At 67.6% G+C, this 20,618-nt stretch carries 17 protein-coding genes; 9 read left to right on the top strand and 8 right to left on the bottom strand.

Annotation, left to right across the window (positions count from 1 at the left end; genetic code table 11):
• Positions 1-109: 109 nt before the first annotated feature.
• Positions 110-2,092 (bottom strand): thiamine pyrophosphate-binding protein, encoded by a 1,983-nt coding sequence (locus ACOGJB_RS07020; protein ID WP_419840695.1) that lies wholly within the window; start codon positions 2,090-2,092, stop codon positions 110-112.
• A gap of 182 nt (positions 2,093-2,274) precedes the next feature.
• On the opposite strand from ACOGJB_RS07020, the gene ACOGJB_RS07015 reads away from it, so the two are divergent.
• The 5 genes from ACOGJB_RS07015 (at position 2,275) to ppk2 (ending at position 6,016) form a co-directional block, all read left to right on the top strand.
• The gene (locus ACOGJB_RS07015) at positions 2,275-2,763 is read left to right on the top strand and encodes a SixA phosphatase family protein (protein WP_419840098.1); all 489 of its coding nucleotides are present in this window, start codon (positions 2,275-2,277) and stop codon (positions 2,761-2,763) included.
• Positions 2,760-3,962 carry a glycine cleavage T C-terminal barrel domain-containing protein gene (locus tag ACOGJB_RS07010; RefSeq protein ID WP_419840097.1) on the top strand — a complete coding sequence of 401 codons (1,203 nt, stop codon included), beginning with the start codon at positions 2,760-2,762 and terminating at the stop codon, positions 3,960-3,962. Before ACOGJB_RS07015 ends, ACOGJB_RS07010 begins: the two co-directional genes overlap by 4 nt.
• The gene (locus ACOGJB_RS07005; RefSeq protein ID WP_419840096.1) at positions 3,962-4,120 is read left to right on the top strand and encodes a hypothetical protein; all 159 of its coding nucleotides are present in this window, start codon (positions 3,962-3,964) and stop codon (positions 4,118-4,120) included. Before ACOGJB_RS07010 ends, ACOGJB_RS07005 begins: the two co-directional genes overlap by 1 nt.
• Positions 4,121-4,144: 24 nt before the next feature.
• Positions 4,145-5,044: a DMT family transporter gene (locus tag ACOGJB_RS07000; RefSeq protein ID WP_419840095.1), complete on the top strand. Its 900-nt coding sequence runs from the start codon at positions 4,145-4,147 to the stop codon at positions 5,042-5,044.
• 75 nt (positions 5,045-5,119) lie between these two features.
• Positions 5,120-6,016 (top strand): polyphosphate kinase 2, encoded by an 897-nt coding sequence (gene ppk2 / locus ACOGJB_RS06995; protein WP_419840094.1) that lies wholly within the window; start codon positions 5,120-5,122, stop codon positions 6,014-6,016.
• Positions 6,017-6,066: 50 nt separating this feature from the next.
• On the opposite strand, the gene ACOGJB_RS06990 is transcribed toward ppk2, so the two are convergent.
• The 4 genes from ACOGJB_RS06990 to ACOGJB_RS06975 all read right to left on the bottom strand — a co-directional run bounded on the left by ACOGJB_RS06990 (position 6,067) and on the right by ACOGJB_RS06975 (position 11,019).
• The gene (locus tag ACOGJB_RS06990; protein WP_419840093.1) at positions 6,067-7,710 is read right to left on the bottom strand and encodes a SulP family inorganic anion transporter; all 1,644 of its coding nucleotides are present in this window, start codon (positions 7,708-7,710) and stop codon (positions 6,067-6,069) included.
• A 339-nt stretch (positions 7,711-8,049) separates the two neighbouring features.
• Positions 8,050-8,793 carry an SDR family NAD(P)-dependent oxidoreductase gene (locus ACOGJB_RS06985; protein WP_419840092.1) on the bottom strand — a complete coding sequence of 248 codons (744 nt, stop codon included), beginning with the start codon at positions 8,791-8,793 and terminating at the stop codon, positions 8,050-8,052.
• A 113-nt stretch (positions 8,794-8,906) separates the two neighbouring features.
• Positions 8,907-9,974 (bottom strand): TIGR03617 family F420-dependent LLM class oxidoreductase, encoded by a 1,068-nt coding sequence (locus ACOGJB_RS06980; protein WP_419840091.1) that lies wholly within the window; start codon positions 9,972-9,974, stop codon positions 8,907-8,909.
• Between the two features lie 31 nt (positions 9,975-10,005).
• Positions 10,006-11,019 (bottom strand): NAD(P)-dependent oxidoreductase, encoded by a 1,014-nt coding sequence (locus ACOGJB_RS06975; protein WP_419840090.1) that lies wholly within the window; start codon positions 11,017-11,019, stop codon positions 10,006-10,008.
• Positions 11,020-11,169: 150 nt separating this feature from the next.
• On the opposite strand from ACOGJB_RS06975, the gene ACOGJB_RS06970 reads away from it, so the two are divergent.
• The 3 genes from ACOGJB_RS06970 to ACOGJB_RS06960 all read left to right on the top strand — a co-directional run bounded on the left by ACOGJB_RS06970 (position 11,170) and on the right by ACOGJB_RS06960 (position 14,143).
• Positions 11,170-12,465: an MFS transporter gene (locus tag ACOGJB_RS06970; protein ID WP_419840089.1), complete on the top strand. Its 1,296-nt coding sequence runs from the start codon at positions 11,170-11,172 to the stop codon at positions 12,463-12,465.
• 57 nt (positions 12,466-12,522) lie between these two features.
• Complete coding sequence (gene hmgA / locus ACOGJB_RS06965) at positions 12,523-13,842, top strand: homogentisate 1,2-dioxygenase (RefSeq protein WP_419840088.1); 1,320 nt, start codon at positions 12,523-12,525, stop codon at positions 13,840-13,842.
• An 82-nt stretch (positions 13,843-13,924) separates the two neighbouring features.
• On the top strand, positions 13,925-14,143 hold the full coding sequence (locus tag ACOGJB_RS06960; RefSeq protein ID WP_419840087.1) for an SDR family oxidoreductase: 219 nt from the start codon (positions 13,925-13,927) through the stop codon (positions 14,141-14,143).
• A 111-nt stretch (positions 14,144-14,254) separates the two neighbouring features.
• Here ACOGJB_RS06960 and ACOGJB_RS06955 read toward each other — a convergent pair whose 3' ends face one another.
• The 3 genes from ACOGJB_RS06955 to ACOGJB_RS06945 are packed head-to-tail and all read right to left on the bottom strand — an operon-like array spanning position 14,255 to position 17,264.
• Positions 14,255-15,625 carry an LLM class flavin-dependent oxidoreductase gene (locus ACOGJB_RS06955; RefSeq protein ID WP_419840086.1) on the bottom strand — a complete coding sequence of 457 codons (1,371 nt, stop codon included), beginning with the start codon at positions 15,623-15,625 and terminating at the stop codon, positions 14,255-14,257.
• Between the two features lie 41 nt (positions 15,626-15,666).
• A complete protein-coding gene (locus ACOGJB_RS06950) occupies positions 15,667-16,416 on the bottom strand; it encodes an ABC transporter ATP-binding protein (RefSeq protein ID WP_419840085.1) in 750 nt (249 codons plus the stop codon).
• Complete coding sequence (locus ACOGJB_RS06945; protein ID WP_419840084.1) at positions 16,413-17,264, bottom strand: ABC transporter permease; 852 nt, start codon at positions 17,262-17,264, stop codon at positions 16,413-16,415. The genes ACOGJB_RS06950 and ACOGJB_RS06945 overlap by 4 nt, the downstream gene beginning before the upstream one ends.
• A 231-nt stretch (positions 17,265-17,495) precedes the next feature.
• Between ACOGJB_RS06945 and ACOGJB_RS06940 the strand changes: the two genes are divergently transcribed.
• Positions 17,496-20,603 (top strand): glycosyltransferase, encoded by a 3,108-nt coding sequence (locus ACOGJB_RS06940; protein ID WP_419840083.1) that lies wholly within the window; start codon positions 17,496-17,498, stop codon positions 20,601-20,603.
• The last annotated feature ends 15 nt before the right edge of the window (positions 20,604-20,618 follow it).

Genomic DNA, 20,618 nt, shown 5'->3' with positions numbered 1-20,618 from the left:
CGGGCAGGGCACGGCAATCCCCGTGATCGACATCTCCCCCAATGTTCCTTCGCACGACGTGTGCACCCAGATCGACTCGGCCTGCCAGTGAGGGCAGCGCATCGACCGTTCAGACGAGCAGCGGGTCGGTCAACACTTCCACCAGGGCCGGGCCCGGGTGCGCCAATGCGTCGCTGAGCGCCGTGTCCAGCTCGTCCGCCGACGTCACTCGGCGGCCCATTGCGCCGCACAGCTCGGCGAAGGAGGCGAAGCTCGGGTTGTGCAGCGCCGTCTGCCACACGTCGAGTTCGGCCGCTCGCTGCTCCTTGGAGATCTTGCCCAGCTCGGCGTTGTTGAGCAGCACGTGAGTGATGTCCATGCCGTACTTGACTGCGGTGGTCAGCTCCATGGCGTATTGGCCGAAGCCGCCGTCGCCCGAAACCGACACGACCGCTCGGCCTGACCAAGGGGACGCCTCTGCGCCCGACCCATGCTGGGTTGCGGCCCAGCAGCCCATGGCGGCCGGAAACGCGAACCCGATCGATCCCAGATAGCCCGACATGAGCACCGCCTGCCCGCACGGTTCGAAGTAGCGGCCGAACGAATATGCGTGGTTGCCGACATCCACGGTCATGATGGCGTCAGCCGGAACGAGGCGGCTCATGGCCTCGAACACGATCGCCGAGTTCACGCCGCTTCCTCGGTCGTCGACCTGTCTGCGCTCCTTCTCGGCGCGCCAGATGTTCCAGCGAGCTGCCACCTCGGCTGCGGCGCTGCCGGTGCCGGCCCGCCTTCGCAGCGCCCCGGCGAGCGCTCGGGCCCCAACGCCCACATCGGCGAGCATCGGCACCGTCACTGCGTGGAACCGTCCGAGCGCCATGGGGTCGAAGTCCACCTGGACGATCGGCTTGTACGAGGCGATCCCGGTGTGGTTCGCGAACGACACGCCGAAGGTCACCAGAGCGTCGGCTTCGTTCATGAACCAGCTGGCGATCGGCGTGCCTGAGCGGCCCAAGACCCCGCACGCAAGCGGGTGCTGGTCGGCGATCAGCCCCTTGCCCTTGAACGTCGTGGCGATCGGCGCATCGATCGCTTCGGCCAGTGCCACGACGTCGTCGATGCCGCTGCGGGCGCCGTGGCCCACAATGATCATCGGTCGCGCTGAGACCGACAGCACATCGATCGCCGCGTCGAGCGCACTGGCCGCCGGCGAGATGCCGCGATCGCCCGTACGGCCCTGCGGCGAACCGGCAGGGCGCTCGGCGACAGGCGCCGGCTGCACCTGCACCTCGTCGGGCAGCACAAGGTGCGCCACGTCTCGCTCCACCAGGGCCGTCTTGCAGGCCAGGTTCATGAGTTCTGCCGCATCGGAGCCGGCTTGGACCGTCGCCGAATACCGGGCGACATCGGCGAACGCCGCCGACAGGTCGGTGTCCTGAAAGGCGCCTCGGCCCCGCACGCTCGAGGGCACCTGACCGCAGAGTGCGAGCACCGGCGCTCGATCCATCTTGGCGTCGTAGAGCCCCGTCAGCAGGTTGGTGCTGCCCGGCCCGGCGATGGCGAAGCACGCAGCCAATCCGCCTGTCAACTTGCCGTAGGCCGTGGCAGCGAACGAAGCGGCGCCCTCGTGGCGGACGCCGATGAAGCGCAGCGAGCCGTCCGCTTCGGCCTCGCGCAGCGCGTCGGCAAAGCCCAGATTCGAGTGTCCGACCATGCCGAACACCCACGCCACGCCCCACGCCGTCATCGTCTCGACGAGCTGGTCAGACACGGTGCGGATCCGCTGGTCGGTGACCGGCAGCGCCACGTAGACACCGTCACTGCGAACTTCGGTGCGAAACGCGGCTGGTGCGTCGTCGAATGGCGGCGGTGGCTTGCCGTCGTGCGGCGAGTAGTCGTAGCCGTGCCACGGGCAACGTAGCCAGCCGCCCTCGATGCTGCCTTCGCCGAGCGGACCGCCTTGGTGCGGGCATGCGTTCGCGAGGCAGCCGAAGCCTGCCTCGGTGCGGGTGACGCACAAGCTCTCGCGCTCAACAGTGACGGTCGTGACCCGGCCCACGTCGAGTTCGTCGACGCCGATGAGGCGGTGCCAGGAGAACTCCCCGGCAGGCAGTGCGGGCACCGCAGTGGTGGGCACTGCCGCACCGGGAACGTCATCGGTGGCTTGCGGATGCTGGGATGTGTCGCTCATGGCTCACCCCTGTTCGACTCGCGCTCATCGTCGCACACGGTGCTTGGGGTCCCGTAGTCGCGCGGGGACGCCAGACACTCCCGCGCGGCTCTAGCGTTTCGGGCGTGCTGTATCTCGTCCGTCACGCCTCGGCAGGCGACCGGCGAGCCTGGCAGGGCGACGACAGCAACCGGCCGCTCGACCCGATGGGTCACGCCCAAGCCGAGGCCATCGCAGCGACGCTCGCCTCCGCACCGATTCAGCGCGTGCTCACAAGTCCCAGCGTTCGTTGTGTCCAGACGATCGAGCCCCTCGCAGCGAAGCTCGGACTGGACATCGAGATCTCCGGCGAGCTTGCCGAAGGTGCCGATGGCTGGCGAAGCGAGGCCCTCGTGGAGCGTCTGTGCGGCCTAGCGGGCGACAGCGTGCTGTGCAGCCACGGCGACGTGATTCCCGAGGTGCTCTGGCGACTCGCCTACGGCGGCATCGACGTGAACCCGGCACGCTGCAAGAAGGCGTCCATCTGGGAACTCCACGTCGTCGACGGCACCGTCAGTCATGGCGTCTACCGGTCTCCTCGCAGTTTCGGGGCTCGTGCGGAGGACCTGATGTGAGGACCAGCCGGCACTACTACGTCGAGTCGTTCGACACGATCTCGTTGGCGCCCTACCGGATCAGCCGGTCGCCGTTCGCGCACCGCTACACCACCGATCAGACCGTCCACGCGGTGTACTGCAACCGGCTGTACCCCATGAAGTCGAGCCCCGACGAGGACCCCATCCCGGCTTACTGGAAGCTGCGCCGCGGCGTCATGCTGTACGACGTCCCCGAGAAGCCTTTGGCGATCGAGGGTCCCGATGCGGTCGAGCTGCTTGAGCGCGTTCTCGTGTGCCGGGTCGCCGATCTCGGCATCGGCCGCTGCCGCTACGGGCTCGCATGCGACGACGACGGTTCGATCCTGATGGACGGAGTGCTGATGCGCCTCGCCTCCGACCGCTTTTGGTACGTCATCGCCAACGGCGAGTTCTTGAGCTGGCTGGGCGCCCTCGCTATCGGGCTCGAGGTCAAGGTCTTCGACCCCAATTCACGGGTGCTGCAGATTCAGGGCCCCAAGTCGCTCGATGTGGCAGACGCAGCCATCGGCGGCGGGTTGCCGATCGATTTCCGATACTTCCGCGCCGGCTTCTTCGAGGTCTGCGGCCAGACGCTGTGGGTGTCCCGAACCGGCTGGACGGGCGAAGTCGGCATCGAGATCTACACCAACAGCGGGCCCGAGCCCACCGACTGCAACGCCCTGTGGGACGGCTTGTTCGCCTGCGGCGAGCCGCTCGGCATGGAGTTCAGCTCTGGGTCGTCGATGGGGATCCGACGTATAGAAGCCGGAATCCTCGACAACGGCAGCGACATCGAACGAGACCTGACGCCATACGGCGCCGGTCTCGGCCAATTCGTCCGGCTCGACAAAGAGGACTTCGTCGGCAAGGCGGCGCTGGAGCGGGCCGACCGCAGCCAGCTGCTGTTCGGCCTCGCGTGCCCCACCGCGATGCCGGAGCCCCAGATGGGCGTCAGCTTTGGGGGTCGGCACGTCGGGCACGTGACCATCGGGACCTGGTCGCCCACGCTGGAGGTGGGCGTCGGCTACGTGCGCTTCGACGAACCGCTCGGCGGTGACGACTGGTTCGCCAAGTCGGTATCTCTGCACGACTACGACGGCACGCAGCACACGGCGACGGTCGACACCCTGCCGTTCGTCGACAAGGAAAAGCAGCTGCCGCGCGTTAGCTGGCACGGCCCAGGCACGGGCTCTGGGTGATGCTGTCGCTCAACGCGGCGGCGGTGCGAGAGGCCACGCCGTGGGATGAGCTGATGGCCACCATCGCACGCCTGCTCATCGACGGGCGCGCTGGGGGCACACAATCTGGGCACTCCGGCGGGGTGACCAAGTTTTGGGCCGCAGTTGCGGTGGAATGACGTGAAACCCTGCATTGGCACCACATGCTCTGGAATCCGACGCTCGTGATGGCTCGACACGGCAGCCGACGCCTTGGCTGGGGCCTCGCGGCCCTCGGCATGCTGCTGGTCTCCACCGATTCGCTGTGGGTGCGCACCTCGGGGGCTGACGCGCTCGACATCGCCTTCATTGTCGGTGTGCTGTCGCTGGTGCTGTACGGCGCGATGGCGATCCGCCGATCGGCAGAGTCGCTGGCATCTCTTCGCGCCGACAAGAAGCCGCTGCTGGCGATCGGCGTGCTCGGCGCGGTCAGCCAGCTCTCCTTTATCTCGGCGATCACGCACACCGAGATCCCCAACGTGGTCGCGATCGTGGCATCCGCGCCGGTGCTGGCCGCTGGCTTCGCATGGATCGGCTTGCGCGAGCGGACGTCTCCCCGTGTCGCGGTGGGCATTGTGCTCACAGTGGTCGGCATCGGCCTGGTGGTCTCGACATCGGTGGGCTCGCCGAACCTGCTGGGTGATTTCCTGGCCCTCATCGCCGTGATCTGCTTCGCCGCCAGCACAGTCATCTGGCGCCGCTATCAGGGCATGAGTCGCGTCGTCGGTTTGATCCTGGCCTCTGTTCTGCTGGTGATCCCCACGGCCTTCGTCGCCAATCCGACCTCGCTGGACGCACAGGCGCTTGCAGCGATGCTGGTCATGGGCCTGGTCTGCAACCCGCTTGGCCGCTTGTCCTACAGCTACGCACCCAGGTACGCACCCGCAAGCGAAGTGGCTCTGTTCGCGCCGGTGGAGACCGTGGCCGGCATCTTCTGGGCAGCCGTATTCCTGAGCGAATATCCCGAGTTCATCACCGTGGCGGGTGCGGTCGTCGTGATCTTCGGGATGCTGTATGCCACGGTGCTCGACCGCAGAGGCGCAGTGGCGTTCGGCAGCGACTGAGGCGCACGCGCCGGCCAAGCCCTTCTGAGCGCCCGGGTCCTCGTCCTGCGAGCCGCTCGGATACTGTCCGAACCTATGGGGACGACGGCCGCACCGGGAGGCGCTGCGTCGCAAAGCGAGACCGGCACTGGGCCTGATGTCACTTCCGCTCACGAGCCGGAAGATGAGGCGCCTGTACGGCCACCGAAGCGCAAGAGTCGCCTGTCTCGTCGCACGTACGAGCAGGAGCTCAAGCTGCTGCAGCAGGAGTTGGCCCGCCTCCAGCGTTGGATCCGCCACAAGGGGCTCAAGGTCGTCGTCATCTTCGAGGGACGGGACGCGGCTGGCAAGGGCAGCACGATCAAGCGCATCACCGAGCGGCTGAACCCACGTGTGGTGCGTGTGGTCGCCCTCGGGACGCCCAGCGACCGTGAGAAGACCCAATGGTGGTTCCAGCGCTACGTGGAGGAGCTGCCCGCGGCTGGCGAGATGGTGCTCTTCGACCGCAGTTGGTACAACCGCGGGCTCGTCGAGCCGGTCATGGGCTTCTGCACCGACGATGAATACGAGGAGTTCCTGCGCTCGTGCCCCGAGTTCGAGCGGATGATCGTGCGCTCGGGCATCGTCCTGATCAAGTACTGGTTCTCGGTCAGCGACGAGGAGCAGGAGCGCCGCTTTCAGAGCCGTATCGCCGATCCCGCAAGGCGCTGGAAGCTGTCCCCGATGGATCTCGAAGCCCGAACGCGCTGGGTGGATTTCTCTCGGGCCAAGGACACGCTGTTCGCGCATACCGACATCAAGCAGGCGCCGTGGTTCGTCGTCGATGCTGACGACAAACGGGCAGCCCGGCTCAACTGCATCGCCCACCTGCTGTCGCAGATTCCCTACGAAGCCGTTCCGTGGGAGCACGTTGAGCTGCCCGAGCGCAACCCATCGGGCGGCTACGTGCGGCCGCCGATGTCGGACCAGACCTTCGTTCCCGAGCTGTACTAGGCCCTCGACTGAGGCGTTGAGCGCCTCGGTCGCCGGTGAGGCGCGGGGACTCAGGTGTCCGAGCTGGTCTCCATGTTGATCTCGAGCAGTCGTGCAGCGATCAAGCGGGCGTCGTCAAAGCTTGCGACGAAGTGGTCGCCGGGCACCCGGTGGAGCACGTCCAGCGACTGCAGGCTTCCCGAGGGCAGGCTGTCGAGCCCGATCACGATGCACTCGGTGTCGTGTTCCATGGCGGCGTCGATGAGCTGCTCGACTACCAGTGCAGCGCTGTCGTCGATGTAGCTGGTCTCGGAGAAATCGAGGATCACGACCTCGTGCTCCTGGATGTCCTTGCTGATGGCGATCCGCAGCCGGTTCGACGATGCAACGGTGAAGCTGCCACGCATCTTCACCATGCCGACCCGTGCGGTAAACGCATCGAACTGGGTGATGTCGACCCGGTCGCTGTCGGCAAAGAACACAGCGTCGAGCATCGGCACTGACAGAACGCTGTCGAGTTCCAGCCGCTCGAAGCGATGGCTGGCGGCCAGTGCTGCCACGACGATCCCCGCAGCGATGGCCACGAGCAGGTCGACAAACACGGTCAGGCCCAGCGTCAGCAGCATGACCAGCATGTGCTCTGGCTGCACCCGGTACAGGTGGGTGATCAGTCGCCAGTCGATGAGGCTGAGCCCAAGCCAACCCAAGATGCCCGCCAGCACGCCGTAGGGGACGTTGTCGATGAGGCCGGAGAGCACGACAATCAGCACGAGTGCGACCACGGCGGAGACGGCGCCTGCGACACGGGTCTGTGCTCCGGCCCGGATATTCGACTGAGTGGCACCTGGCGACCCCGCACCCGGCAGGCCGCCGAACATTGCGGCTACCGCATTGCCGATGCCCACGCCCAGCAGTTCACGGTTCGGGTCGTGTTGGTGACCGGTCATCGAATCGGCTGCCGAGGCGCTCAGCAGGCTGCTCAGCGAGCCGATGAGGGCAATGGTCATGGCGGCCGCGACGGCTGTCCAGAAACCGCCGCCCGGCATCTCCATGGCCCAGAACGACGGCGCTTCCACTACCTCTGAGATTCGCGGCGCTCCGTCAAAGATCCACGCGCCGAGGATGGCTCCGCACACCAGGGCGCCAGCTGCTGAGGGCACGTACTTGCGCCACTGCTTCGGCCACCCGGCGCAGATCACGAAGGTGGCGACTGCCACACCGAGTGCGTGGAAGTCCATGTCGCGGGCCGCGTCATCCCAATGACGGATGGAGTCGATCGGATTGCCCAGCACCGGGTCGGCGCCGAAGAACGGCAGCACTTGCAGCAGCACCACCATCACCCCGACACCGCTGACGAAGCCTGACGTCACCGAGTGGGGCGTGTACTGGAACAGGTTGCCGATGCGCAGCAGCCCGAGCAGGACCTGGATGATCCCCGCAATGAAGATGATGGTCAGCGCCTCGACCGGTGAATCTGCATACCTGACGAGGACGAAAGACACCGCCAGAGCCACCGGTGCCGTCGCGGCGGAGATCTGCACCCGTGTGCCGCCCGCGACGGCGGCAATGAAGCCGACGGCGACCGCTCCCCACAGACCTGCGATGGGCCCCAGACCCGACACCACGCCGAAGGCAAGTGCCAAGGGCAGCACCACAATCGCCGAGACGATTCCGGCTCGGAGATCCGCACGGAAATTTCCGCTGTCGTAGTTCATCTCAGACCTCGCCGCGTGGGATACACCCGCGGGTCACAGTAGTTCAGCCCCGGGACCACTCAGCCGATGTGTCTGATGGTTCGGCCGAGCAAGCTCAGCCGATGTGTCCGATGGTTCGGCCGAGCAAGCTCAGCCGATGTGTCCGATGGTTCGGCCGAGCAAGCTCAGCCGATGTGTCCGATGGTTCGGCCGAGCAAGCTCAGCCGATGTGTCCGATGGTTCGGCCGAGCAAGCTCAGCCGATGTGTCCGATGGTTCGGCCGAGCAAGCTCAGCCGATGTGTCCGATGGTTCGGCCGAGCAAGCTCAGCCGATGTGTCCGATGGTTCGGCCGAGCAAGCTCAGCCGAACATGCCCCCATCGACGGTGAATTCCTGGCCGGTGCAGTAGCTGCTGGCGTCCGAGGCCAGGAACAGCACCACGCGGCCGACTTCGGCGGGCTCGGCGATGCGGCCCAGCGGCACCTGACGCAGCACTCGGCGGGTGCGGTCGTCGTCCTCGGTGAACACGCTGGTCTGGGCCAGCATCTCAGTGTCGATGTAGCCGGGATGCACCGAGTTGACCCGCACGTTGCGGCGGCCCAGTTCTTTCGCAGCCGACTTGGTCATGCCTCGTACAGCCCACTTGCTGGCGCTGTACGCGAACGATCCCATCGTTCCCATGAGGCCGGCGACCGAGCTGATGTTGACGATCGAGCCCGTCTCGGCGCCGGCCATGGCGGCACCGACCTTCTGCATGCCCAAGAAGACGCCTCGGGCGTTGATTGCGAGCATGCGGTCGAAGTCGGCAGCCGATGTGTTCATGAGACCCGCACCCTGGAAGATGCCGGCATTGTTCACCAGGACGTCGATGCGATCGTGGCGATTCACGACATCGGTGACGACCGCATCCCAATCGGCCTCCGAAGCCACATCATGGTGCAGGTACTCACACCCCACCTCCGCGGCAGTCCGTCCGCCCTCGTCGTCGAGCACGTCGGTGAGCACCACCGTCGCGCCCTCGTCTGCAAAGAGCTGGCCCTCGATGGCGCCCTGCCCTCGTGCGCCGCCGGTGATGATCGCAACCCGTCCGTCCAGGACACCCATCTGCTGTCTCCCCATCGCTGTGCTGTTGCACCTATTGACGTGGCCCTGCGTCTGGCGAGGGCCGACGGCGAGACCCTAGACCCCCGGAGATTTGCCGTCCGAAGACCGAATGCTCACGGACGGGTTGCGGAGCCCAATTCGACCAGGATTGCCGAGAGCTGCTCGCCGTCGCTGGGTGCGCTGACGGGGATCGAGAACTCGATGCGGTCGATGTGAGGGCCGTACCGCTCGGCGAGCAGCCGGCCGATCTCGTCGTAGGTGCCGACGGTGGCGATGGTGTGGAGCATCTCGTCGGACACGATCGCCGAGATCTCGTCCCATCGCTGTGCCTTCGACAGCACCGCGGCCTGGTTCGCCTCCTCGGTCCAGTCGTGCACATCGAAGGCTGCCCGGTAGGCGGGTGTCGAGAGGTAAAAGCCCACGCGCTCGCGCACCGTGCGGGCCACCACGGCCAGCGTTGCCTCGTCGGGCGCCGTAGCAACCAGCGGCTTCATGCACCAGTCCACTTCGTCGGCGTCACGCCCAGCGCGTTCGGCGCCTCGGGCCACTGCAGGCGCCATGACCTCGGTGATGTAGCGGGGCGAGCACACCGGGTGCAGCCGGACGCCGTCGGCGACTTCACCAGCGACGCCGCACATGTTCGGGTTGATCGCTGCGAGGTGGACGGGAATATCGGGATGGTCGATCGGGCCGGGATCGAACAGCGGCACCATCAAGTTGAGGTTGTAGTGCTCGCTCTCGAACTCCAGCGGAGTGCGGTCCTGCCAGCAGCGCCACACCGCACGCACCGCGCCGACGTAGTCGCGCATCCACGGGCCCGGTGCCGACCAGTCCATGCCGTAGCGGCGGCGGATGTGGCCGCGCACCTGGGAGCCCAGCCCCAAGATCGCCCGTCCTGCGGAGGCTTTCTGCAATGTCCAAGCCGACAGCGCGGTGACTGTCGGGGACCGGGGGAACGCCATCGCCACCGACGTGCCGAGTCCCAGCGTCGAGGTCGCCACTGCCGCCATGGCGAGCAGTTGGTACGGGTCGTCTTTCGTCTCTTCGACGACGAGGGCGTCGTAGCCGAGTGACTCGACCTGTGCTGCGGCCTCGCCGATAGTCGTCACATCGAGCGGCACGTCAGGTGCGCGCAGCCCCGGGTCGAGCTTGCCCAACGGCAGCAGCGTCTCTGTCTTCATGATGCAGCTCTCACAATCCAGCTCTCATGGTTCAGCCCGCCACGAGCAGGCGCGGCGTATCGCCAGCGAGGAACGTCTCGAGCTGGCTGACGAACAGGTCGTCGTTGCGGGCCGCCATGCCGCTGCCGGCACCGCCGATGTGGGTGGTCATCACCACCTTGGGGTGATTCCACAGTGGGCTCTCAGCGGGCAGCGGCTCGGTGTCGAAGACGTCGAGCGCTGCGGTGGCCTCGTTGTCCGCGTCCAGCCACGCCAGCAGCGCTTCAGCGTCGATGACGGGGCCCCGAGAAACGTTGACCAGGACAGCGTCGCCGCGCATGGCCGCCAGGAAATCGGCGTCGACGAGCCCCCGCGTCTCATCGGTGAGCGGGCAGGTCAGGACGACGACATCGGCCAGCGGCAGCTCGTCGGCCACGGCCTCCATCGTGACCATCGCGTCGGCGGCTGCGAGATCGGCGTCATCAGCGACGCTGCGGCGGGCGCCGACAACAAGTGCGCCAAAGGGTCGGGCGAGCGCGGCAAGCTTGCGGCCGATCGATCCGAATCCGACGATGAGCCAGCGGCTGCCGCGCACCTCCCGCCATGGCACCTGCAGCCACGTGCCAGCCCGCCGCCGATCGATGCGCCCAGCCCAGTCACCGAACGTACTGAGCACCAGCGACATCGTGTGCTCAGCGGTGGCGTCGTTGGGAGCGTCGCTGCGACTCAGCTGCACGCCTTCGGCCAGCAGTTGCTGAAATGGCGGCGCATCAGTGCCGGCGAGACATGCCTGCGTCCAGCGCAGCGTCCCCGGAGCGAGGGCGGCTTCGACGAAGGGCGCTAGGTCGCCGCCGAACAGCAGCCCGATCGAGATGCAGGCGGCGCTGGGTGCGTAGCCAGCCTCGCCGATCGGCGTTCCGTCTGCGTCTGCAATCGCCGAACCGTCAGGGAGGCTCACTCCGTCGCGGCTCCACAGCAGCGGCTCGATGTCGTGGTCAAGCGCCGACAGCCGGTCGGCGAGCCGCTCGTAGTCGTCGGCGGGAATCAACACCTGGGGAGAATTCACGCTGGAACGCTATGCACTCTGGACGGCCGCTGCCTTCGTGGGAATGTGCGGCTGATGCCTCGTCGCTGACCGAGGTGTGCCTGGCGACACAACTGTGCCGAGTCACAGCGGCCGCACGGTTGTCGGGCAGCAGACATAGGGTGCCAGTCGATGACAACGGGCGACGCTGCAAGGGCAACGTCAGACGCGCCTGCAGCGCCCGGATCGACCGGCGACAGCCCGATGCAGCGCCTCGGTCTGAACTTCGTGCTGGTCGCGACGATGGTGCTCGGCCCGATCCCCATGATGCTGCCGGCGGTGATGGCAGTTGATCTCATTGCCGAGCTTCACATCACGACCGGCGCGTTCAGCGTGGCCCTAACAGCCAACACGGTCGTCGCGGCCGTGTTCGCCCCCCTCTCGGGCCGGCTGACCGATCGCGTCGGGCCGAAGCTCTCTACCGTGCTGACGATCAGCACCGCAGGTGTGGGCATGTTCGGCATGGCGTTTGCCACCAACCTGTGGGTGCTCATGGCTTCGGCAGCGTTCGCCGGTCTCGGCCAGGGCTGGTGCAACCCGGCGACCAACAAGCTCATCGCCGAGCGTGTCCCCGCAGGACATCGCGGCACCATCACGGGCCTCAAGCAGTCGGGCGTCATGTTCGGCATCTTCCTGTCGGGCTCCACGCTGCCGACGCTGGCCGTCTGGTTCGGCTGGCGGACCGCCATGGGCATCTACGGCACTGTGGCGCTGGTGTGCGCCCTCGGCATCGGGCTGTGGATGCGGCCCGATGCCCGCCCGGGCGCCGGTGGCGAGCCCGAGTACGACGCGTCGCCGGGCGCGGCGTTCGCCGACAAGCCCAATCATCGCCGACCTGAGCGGATGGAGTTCGCTGAGCGGGTATTCATCACCAAGATCGCTTGGTTTTCGCTGCTGATGGGCGGCGTGGTCGGTGGCGTCGGCCGATTCCAGGTCCTCTTCGCCGAGCAGTCGCTGGGCTGGACCAACTTTTGGGCTGGGATGGCCAGCGCGCTCGCAGGCATCGTCGCGGCAGCGTCGCGCATCTGGTGGGCCCGTCTCACGGAGTCGCGGGTCCGCCCGGCGAGCGCGCTCGCCGTCCAGTCGGCGTTCACCGTTGTCGCGATGGTGATGCTCCTGGCTGCCACCTCAGTCCATGGCTCGCTCATGTGGGCGATGTCGCTGCTGGCGGGCTTCACGATGATGTCGTGGAACGCCGTCGCGATGCTGGCCATCATCACCGGCGTCCCCGTTGCGCTGACCGGGCGGGCGTCAGGCATCGTGATGTTGGGCTTCATGTCGGGACTGAGTGTCGGCGGCCTGGCGGCTGGCTTCGTCATCGAGTGGACGGGCAGCTTCGACGTGGTCTGGATGGCGTTCGCCGTGTGCGCCGCTGGCGCCTCAGTACTGGCGATGACCATGCGCCGCCGGCGTCCGGTCGGCCCTTGAGACGGCCCACGGCCTCCGTGAAGGAAGCTGTCAGAGGCCCGATCTAGGCTGGCCGCCATGGGGGACGACTTTGGCATCGAGTACCAGAGCGGGTTCGGCAACGAGCACGCCACCGAGGCTGAACCCGGCACGCTGCCGATCGGCCAGAACAGCCCCCAGCGCGTCACCCATGACCTGTACACCGAGCAGTTGACCGGCAGCGCCTTCACAGTTGCCCGGGCCGATGCGCTGCGGACGTGGATGTACCGCATCCGCCCGTCGGTGCGCCACGTCACTGCGCTTGGTGACATCGATCCGGGCAACATCCGCACCTCGCCGTGCCGCGAGGGCACACCGCCGGTGGCGCAGTTGCGCTGGAGCCCCGTCGGGATCGGAGATGAGCCCCGAACCTGGCTGGAAGGTCTCTGCACGCTGGCGGCAAATGGCGACGCCCATACCCAATGCGGCGCAGCCACGCACCTGTACTTCGCCAACCGTTCGATGGAAGACGAAGTGTTCGCAAACGCCGACGGCGAAATGCTGATCCTGCCCCAGCTGGGGACGCTGCGGCTCGTCACCGAGTTGGGCACGCTCACCGTCGGGCCGGCTGAAATGGCAACCATCCCCCGTGCCGTCAAGTTCCGGGTCGAGCTCATGGAGGAGACCGCTCGGGGCTACGTGTGCGAGAACTACGGGGCGCCCTTCCGTCTGCCTGACCCGGGCCTCATCGGCGTCGACGCGTTGGCGATGCCGCGGGATTTTCTGTATCCCGTAGCCGGCTACGAGGCCGAGGATCGGCCTACACGGCTGGTCTTCAAGCACGACGGCCGCCTGCTCGAGACTCACCTGCCCCATTCGCCGCTCGACGTCGTGGCCTGGCACGGCAATTTCGCCCCGTACAAGTACGACCTGCGCAACTACTGTCCGCTCGGACCGCTGCTGTTCGACCATCCGGCGCCGTCGATCTGGACGCTGCTGACATCTCCCTCGGACATTCCGGGCACTGCCAACGTCGACTTTGTGCTGTTCCGCGAGCGTTGGGCCGTGCAGGAGCACACCTTTCGCCCGCCCTGGTACCACTCCAACGTGATGAGCGAGCTGATGGGGCTCATCGAGGGCACCTACGACGCCAAGCTCGAGGGATTCATGCCCGGCGGCGTGAGCATCCACAACGCCTTCCTGCCTCACGGCCCCGACATCGACGCCTACGACGCCGGCACCACAGCTGATCCGGAGCCCCGGCGGATGGCCGACATGCTCGTCTTCATGCTCGAATCCCGCTACGCGTGGATCCCCACGGCCTGGGCAGCTGGACTCGATGAGCTGCAGGACGGCTACGCCGATGCATGGACGCCGCTGGAAGACCGCAGCACGTTGCGCCGCAACGGTGGCCGCTGAGCGCGCGCCCCGTTCGAGGGCTGGCTGATGACTGGGGCACGGGCGAGCGCGGATCTGAGCGGGCGGGTGGCGATCGTCACCGGTGCGGACGCCGCTCGTCGGCGGCGACGACATGCCCTCCGAACTCGCCGAGGCCCGTCGACGGGCCAGCGTGCTGAGAATCGAAGGCAACGGCTGGGACATCGGCGCGGCGGTCAGATTCCTGTGCACCGACGAAGCCCGCTACATCACGGGCCACACGCTGGTCGTCGACGGCGGCGTGACCCTGCGGGGACCGTCACGGGCCACGTTGGCTGGCTGAACAGGCCGCATTCCGGCCAGCGCAGCATTCCTCCACCAAACCCGTCCGCAACTCTCCGCTGAGCGAGCGATCCGGCGCCAGGAGCGCGCAAGTGCGAACTTGCCGCGTCGGCTATTGGCGGAAACCGGCGCCGTAGTGGGTGTCGGGCAGGCGACTGCGGCCGAAGAGCTTTTCGCGCAGCGTTCCCGGCAGGTATTCCCGCTGCACGAGACCTCGCTCGCGCAGCACTGGGACGACCCCTTCGATGAAGTCCACGAACGTGCCTGGGGTGGTGGCATACACCAAGTTGAAACCGTCGACGCCTTGGTCCAGCCGGCGCGCCATGCCATCGGCGATCTGCTCGGGTGAGCCCACCAGGAACTGCCCAGCCATGTTCAGCTTGATGAGGTCGCCGAAGGTTCGGGTGCCCGGCCGAGCTGAATCCAGCAGGGACTTGACCGTCCCGCGCACTCCTTCGGTGCGCAGCGATTCGAGCGGCTGGTCGGGGTCGATGTGGCTGAGATCGACATTGAGATTGCCGCTCAGGTGCGCCAGACCCGCTTCCACCGAGAGCGTCTCGAGGTAGTCGGCGTGCTTGGCCTTCGCCTCGGCCTCCGTCCCGCCGACGATGGGGGACAGGCCCGCGATGATCTTCACATCGTCGGGATGACGCCCCGCAGCGCTCACCCTGCGCCGGATGTCCTCCGCAATGCGCCCGAGGCCTCGTGAGCCCCCCACGACGAAGACGCACTCGGCGTGCTTCGCTGCGAAGTCCCGCCCCCGGTCCGACGAGCCGGCCTGGTAGATCACCGGCGTGCGCTGCGGCGACGGCTCCGACAAGTGAGGTCCGGCCACCGAGTAGTACGGGCCCTCGTGGTCGATCGGCCAGACTCGGTCGGGGTCGGTGTAGACGCCGCGTTCGGTGTCGGCCACCACGGCATCGTCAGACCAGCTGCCCTCCCAGAGCTTGTAGCACACGTCCAGGTAGTCCTCGGCTCGTTCGTAGCGTGTGTCGTGCTTGGGCAGCCGGGGGTAGCCGAGGCTCTGCGCACCGTTCTGCAGGTACGAGGTCACAACGTTCCAGGCCACGCGCCCGCCGGTGAGGTGGTCGAGCGTGGAGATCTGGCGGGAGAACGTGAACGGGTGCGCCTGCAGCACGTTGCTGGTGAAGGCGAACCCGAGGTGCTCGGTGACCGTTGCCATGGCTGGGATCAGCAGCATCGGGTCGTTCACGGGCACCTGCATGGCCTCGCGCAGCGACGTGTCGGGGCTGCCTCGGTACGTGTCGTAGAGCCCGATCACGTCCGCCAGGAAGATGGCGTCGAAGCAGCCCGCCTCGCAGATGCGGGCAAGTTCCAGCCACGGCTCGAGCGAGGTGTATTCGCGCTGGCGGGTGTCGTCGCGCCTCCACAGGCCCTGCTGGATGTGACCGACGCAGTTCATCGTGAACGCGTTCAGGATGATGCGCCGGCCCGAGCCGTTCACCCCCGCCCCCGCAGCCACGGGGTCAGTCTCGCACCCCAGGCTGCGAGCCGCCCGAGTCTTCAGCGGGAGTTGGAGCTGGGGGCCGAGAGGTAGTCATCGACGATCTCGGCGGGCTCGCCGACCGCCCGGATGCGGCCCTCGTCCAGCCAGACCACCCGATCGCAGAATCGCCGGATCTCGTTCATGTTGTGGGTGACCAGCACGACCGAGCCAGCCGCTGAGCGCACGTCGTCGATGCGCTCGGCCGCCAGCCGCCGAAACTCCTCGTCACCCACGGTCAGCGCCTCGTCGATCAGCAGGATCTCGGGTATCCGGGCCGTGGCGATGGCGAAGCGCAGCCGGGCGCGCATTCCCGCGGAATACGTCCGCATCGGGCGGTCGATGGCGGCACGCAACCCGGCGAAGTCGATGATCTCGTCCATCCGGCGCTCGACCTCGGCGCGGGTGAAACCCAGCGCCAGCCCGCCGATCAGAATGTTGCGCCGGCCTGACAATGCCGGCCGCAGCACCGACGACACGCCGAGCAGCGACGGCCGCGACCGTCCTCGGATGCTGCCCGAGCGCAGGGGCAGCAGACCGGTCATCGCAGCGAGCAGCGTCGACTTGCCCGCACCGTTCGGCCCGATCAGGCCCAGGGTCTCGTGCTCGTGCAGATTGAGTGTCACGCCCTGAACTGCCGGGATCATGCGGTACTGGCGGCGCATCCGTCCCCGGGCGAAGCCCTGCTTGAGGCCCATGGCAGGCTCTTCGAACACCCGGTAGCTGACGTGAGCCTCGCGCACCTCGACCGTGACAGTCGGGTCGCTCACGCGCCCAGCCTCTGCTCGGACCGGTGGAACACGACGAACCCCACAGCCGGCATCACGATGCACCACACCGCCAGTCCAGCCACAACCCACAGATCCACCGGCTCGCCCAGCAGGCACCAGCGGGCGCAAGTGATCACGTCGTAGATCGGGTTGAGCGCGAAGGCCCGCCGCCACGCTGTGCTCTGCACGAACGCGTCGACGCTGAAGATCACGCCCGAGCCGTAGAACAGCAGCCGGAACAGGTGCGGCAGGATCTGGCGAAGATCCGGCATCGTCGTCCCAATGCGGGCTACCAACAGCGCGACCCCGAAGTTGAAGGCGAACTGCGCCACCAGCACGGCCGGCAGGACGAACCATCGCAGCGTCGGCAGCTCGCCGGTCGCCAGCACCGCCAGCAGCGCCAGCACCAGCGCAGGCACGAACGCCGCAGTCTGGCCGTTCACCGACGCTGCGGGCAGCAGGATGCGCGGGAATTGGATCGAACGGATGAGGCCCAGGTTCTGGGTGATCGAGCCGGACGCTTCCAGCGTGACGCGTTGGGTCAAATGGAACAGCACGACGCCGACGATGAGGAAGCCTAGGAAGTTGTCGACCCCGCGTTTCGTGTCGATGATCACGCCGAACACCAGGAAGTACACGCCGACCAGCAGCGCCGGATTCACCAGGTGCCAGAGCTGACCCAGCGTGGTGTCCATGTTCTGGGCCCGCAGATCCTGTGCGGGCACCACGATGGCGAACTCACGCCGCCGCCACGCTTCGCGCAGATAGGTCAGCGTCGATGGCCGTGATGTCAAGTCGATGAGCGGTCTCACCGTTGCATCGCCGGCACCGGAGCCGTCGGCGTCCATGCCGGTCATCCTACGAAGGCGCCCGAGGCTGAGCCGTAAGGCGAAGCCGTGGCCCGAGCGGCCTGTGAGCGAAGCGAACAAGAGTGGGAAACAATTCTCGTAACGACGAGAAGGTTCACCAATCCGCGCGTCCGCGGACGGCCCCCGTTGCAGGGCGGGGCAGTCAGCGGGGGCATACTCACGCCGCTGAGTGATGTCCGGCGACGGATGTCTGACCGCAACGGACCGCCCTTGTTCACACTGCCTCCACACCGTCCCGCGCCGCCGCCCGCCGACGTGCGGGGCAACGACTGGCGCTCGCTGGGGGTGGCCCCGCTGGACGTGTTCGAGCCGCTGCTGCCGGTGACGGTGGTCGTCCCTTACTACGCGGCGCCGAAGGCGCTCGCGCTGACGCTGGCCGGACTCGAGCGCCAGACCTACCCCCTGGACCTCTTCGAGGTCATCGTGGTGGACGACGGGTCCGATCCGCCCCTCGACTTGGCTGCGCTTGAGCTTCGAGCCCCCGACGCAGCGAGTCCGAGCCGGTTGAGCCTGCGAGTGGTCCACCAGGAAGATCTCGGCTTCGGCCTGGCACGGGCTCGCAACAACGGCGCCCGTGCCGCGCAGGGCGATGTGCTGGTCTTCCTCGACTGCGACATGGTCCCCGAGGCCGACTGGCTCGCCGCCCACGCCCGCTGGCACCACGCCGCCAGCGACTTGCTCACGCTGGGATTCCGCCGCCACGTCGAAGTGGACGGCATCGGGGCGCCCGACGTGCGCGACCGGCCCGGCACGCTCGCCGATCTCTTCTCCGGTCGGCCGATTCAGCACCCCGAGTGGATCGAGCGCCGGATGGAGGTGACCGACGACCTCGCCTCGGATGCCGACGACGTGTTCCGGGTGGTTACCGGCGGCAACTTCGCGGTGTCGAAGAAGCTCTTTGAGTCCGCAGGGAGCTTCGACGAGTCGTTCACGCAATGGGGCTCGGAGGACATCGAGTTCGGCTGGCGTGCTTACGCGTTGGGGGCGGTGCTGGTGCCCGAACGCGCTGCGCTGTGCTGGCACCAAGGCGCTGGAGCGGTGCTCAGCGAGGATGAAACGATCAGTCTCACCCAGCAGCGCGACAAGCTCTCGCACCTCATCCCAGACCGTCGGCTGCGCACCTCACCCCCGGGCCGCTCCTACACAATCCCGCAGTTCGTGGTGACGGTCGAGCCCGGGCACAACGACGAAACCGACGTGCTGGACACCGTCGAACAGGTGCTGGCAAGCGACATTCACGACCTGGTCGTGTGGGTCGACGAACGGCCCGGCGAGGCGTTCGAACGGCTCCGCCGCCTGCTCGACCCCGACCCGCGTGTCAGCGTGGGCGATGCCGGCGGTGCAGCCCGCGCACACCCCGCAACGGCCTTTCACGTGCGGGTGCCTGCTGGCGCCCAGGTCCGCCCCCGGATGCTCGGCCGTCTCCACAACCAGCTCGGCACCGCGGCCGCCGGCGAGTCGGACCTGGCCTCAGGTCACCGGGTCGGCATCGCCCGCGGCTGGGCCATCCACCGTGCCCGCCGCTCAGGCCGCACAGTGGCCGAATTGGGCACAGTCATCGAACTGGACGTCGACAGCCTCCTCGTCACCCAGGAGGCCAAGCCCCAGAGCTGGCTCGCCGGCAAGCTGCACGGTCCCGCCAGGCGATTCCTGCGGCTGTGGGCCCGTACGCGCCGTCACCTGGCGACGCTGGGCGCCGGACTGCGTCGAATTCGCCACCCGAAGGATTTCGCCCCCTTCGTCGGCACCGTGCTTCGCGCCATCGGCTGGCGGCTGGCGAACCTTCGCTGGATTGGACGCGGCATCCGCTGGCGAGTTCGCCGGCTGCGGTTCACGCTGCGCCGCGTGCGCAGGCAATGGCCCCGTCGCGCGCGCAAGACGATCAGGATCTGGCTGGGACTGCAGGCCCGCAGTCAGCGCTACGTCCAACGCCTGGCGCGCTACCCGCTCGGCGCCAACTTCTCCGCAGCCGGTCGTACCGCATCGTCAGTGCTCGCCGCCTCCACCCGAGTCGCGCCTCACGTCGGCGACGGCGGCGACCACCACGTCGACGTGCTGCTGGCTGACTCCGCCCGCGTGGCGCAGGCGGCTCTGCGCACCAGCACGCTCGAACGTCCGCCGGTGGTCGCGGTGCTTGCCGAGCTGCCGGAGGGGGCCAGCGTGCAGGCCTTCAACCCTGAGGCGGTCAACCCGGTCGGCTGGTCCGCTGAGTGCGAGCCCGAGAGCGCAGCGCTGCGCTCGGTGCTGTCGCCCGAACGCGGATCGGTGTTCAGCCTGCAGATCGGCGGCGAGCTGCTCAGCGAGCTGCGTTCCCGACATCACGTGGTCGACCGGGCTGCCGATCATCGCCATCACACCGAACGGGCAGGTGCGCTGGCGGCGCTGGCCGCAGCCGGCGTGCTGGTGCACATCGACGCGCCGGACCCGGCGCTCGCAGCGACGCTCGGGCCGGAGCTGCACGACCTGATGGCGTCGGGCGAGGTCGTCGATGCCGACGCCCACCGCCGCGAGCAGCTCAGCATCGAGATGCGCCGCTGCGCGCTGCGTGACCACTCGCTGCGCAGCCGGGCCCACCAGATCCTTGCGTCGACCGGTGTCAGCGCTCAGCCGCCCGAAGTGTCGATTTTGGCCCCGACACGGCGGCCGGACCGGGTGGCCGATGTCATCACGACTGTCGCCCGCCAGACCTACCCCTGCATCGAGCTCGTGCTCGCCCTGCACGGCGACGGCTTCGACAGTGATGCCGAGATCCAAGCCCTGGCCGGCGACCTCGGCCACTCCCTGCAGATCGTCCGCGTCGACGGCGCGCAGACTCTCGGCGGGGTGCTGCGAGCTGCTGCGGAGGCGGCCGGCGGGTCGTTGGTCACCAAGATGGACGACGACGACTACTACGGCGCCGAGCACATCGGTGACCTGGTGCTCGCCCACGAGTACTCCGGCGCCGAGCTGATCGGCAAGTCCGCCGAGTACGTGTACCTCGAACGGCTCGACACGACCGTGCGCGACCAGAACCGCCAGAAGTTCTCCGAGCGCTACATCCCGTTCGTTGGGGTCTCTGGCGGCGTGCTCATGATCTCAAGGCACGATCTCGAAGCCGCCGGCGGCTGGCGACGCGTGCCGCGCCGGGTCGACATCGCCCTGGCCCACGACGTCACGCTGGCCGGCGGTCGCATCTACTGGACCCACGGCGCCGGCTACCTGCGGGTGCGCCACGGCGACGAGCACACCTGGAACGTCGAGGACAGCCACTTCCTGGGACGCGCCAGCGAGGTGCGCGACGGCTGCGACCTGCGCTTCGCCGGTGTCGAAGAGGCCTGAGCGCTCTCATCCTGC

Origin of the sequence: Candidatus Poriferisodalis sp. (genome assembly GCF_965208895.1) — a bacterium.
In the GTDB taxonomy this organism is placed as follows: Bacteria; Actinomycetota; Acidimicrobiia; order Acidimicrobiales; family Poriferisodalaceae; genus Poriferisodalis.
The sequence above is the reverse complement of the archived record's forward strand: the minus strand, read 5'-3'. Positions and strand labels throughout refer to the sequence as shown.

Coding starts and splice junctions, on each gene's coding strand:
- ACOGJB_RS06990 (WP_419840093.1), bottom strand. CDS start 7,710: ATGAACTACGACAGCGGAAATTTCCGTGCGGATCTCCGAGCCGGAATC.
- ACOGJB_RS06945 (WP_419840084.1), bottom strand. CDS start 17,264: ATGGACGCCGACGGCTCCGGTGCCGGCGATGCAACGGTGAGACCGCTC.
- ACOGJB_RS06985 (WP_419840092.1), bottom strand. CDS start 8,793: ATGGGTGTCCTGGACGGACGGGTTGCGATCATCACCGGCGGCGCACGA.
- ACOGJB_RS07005 (WP_419840096.1), top strand. CDS start 3,962: ATGCTGTCGCTCAACGCGGCGGCGGTGCGAGAGGCCACGCCGTGGGAT.
- hmgA (WP_419840088.1), top strand. CDS start 12,523: ATGGGGGACGACTTTGGCATCGAGTACCAGAGCGGGTTCGGCAACGAG.
- ACOGJB_RS07000 (WP_419840095.1), top strand. CDS start 4,145: ATGCTCTGGAATCCGACGCTCGTGATGGCTCGACACGGCAGCCGACGC.
- ACOGJB_RS06970 (WP_419840089.1), top strand. CDS start 11,170: ATGACAACGGGCGACGCTGCAAGGGCAACGTCAGACGCGCCTGCAGCG.
- ppk2 (WP_419840094.1), top strand. CDS start 5,120: ATGGGGACGACGGCCGCACCGGGAGGCGCTGCGTCGCAAAGCGAGACC.
- ACOGJB_RS06980 (WP_419840091.1), bottom strand. CDS start 9,974: ATGAAGACAGAGACGCTGCTGCCGTTGGGCAAGCTCGACCCGGGGCTG.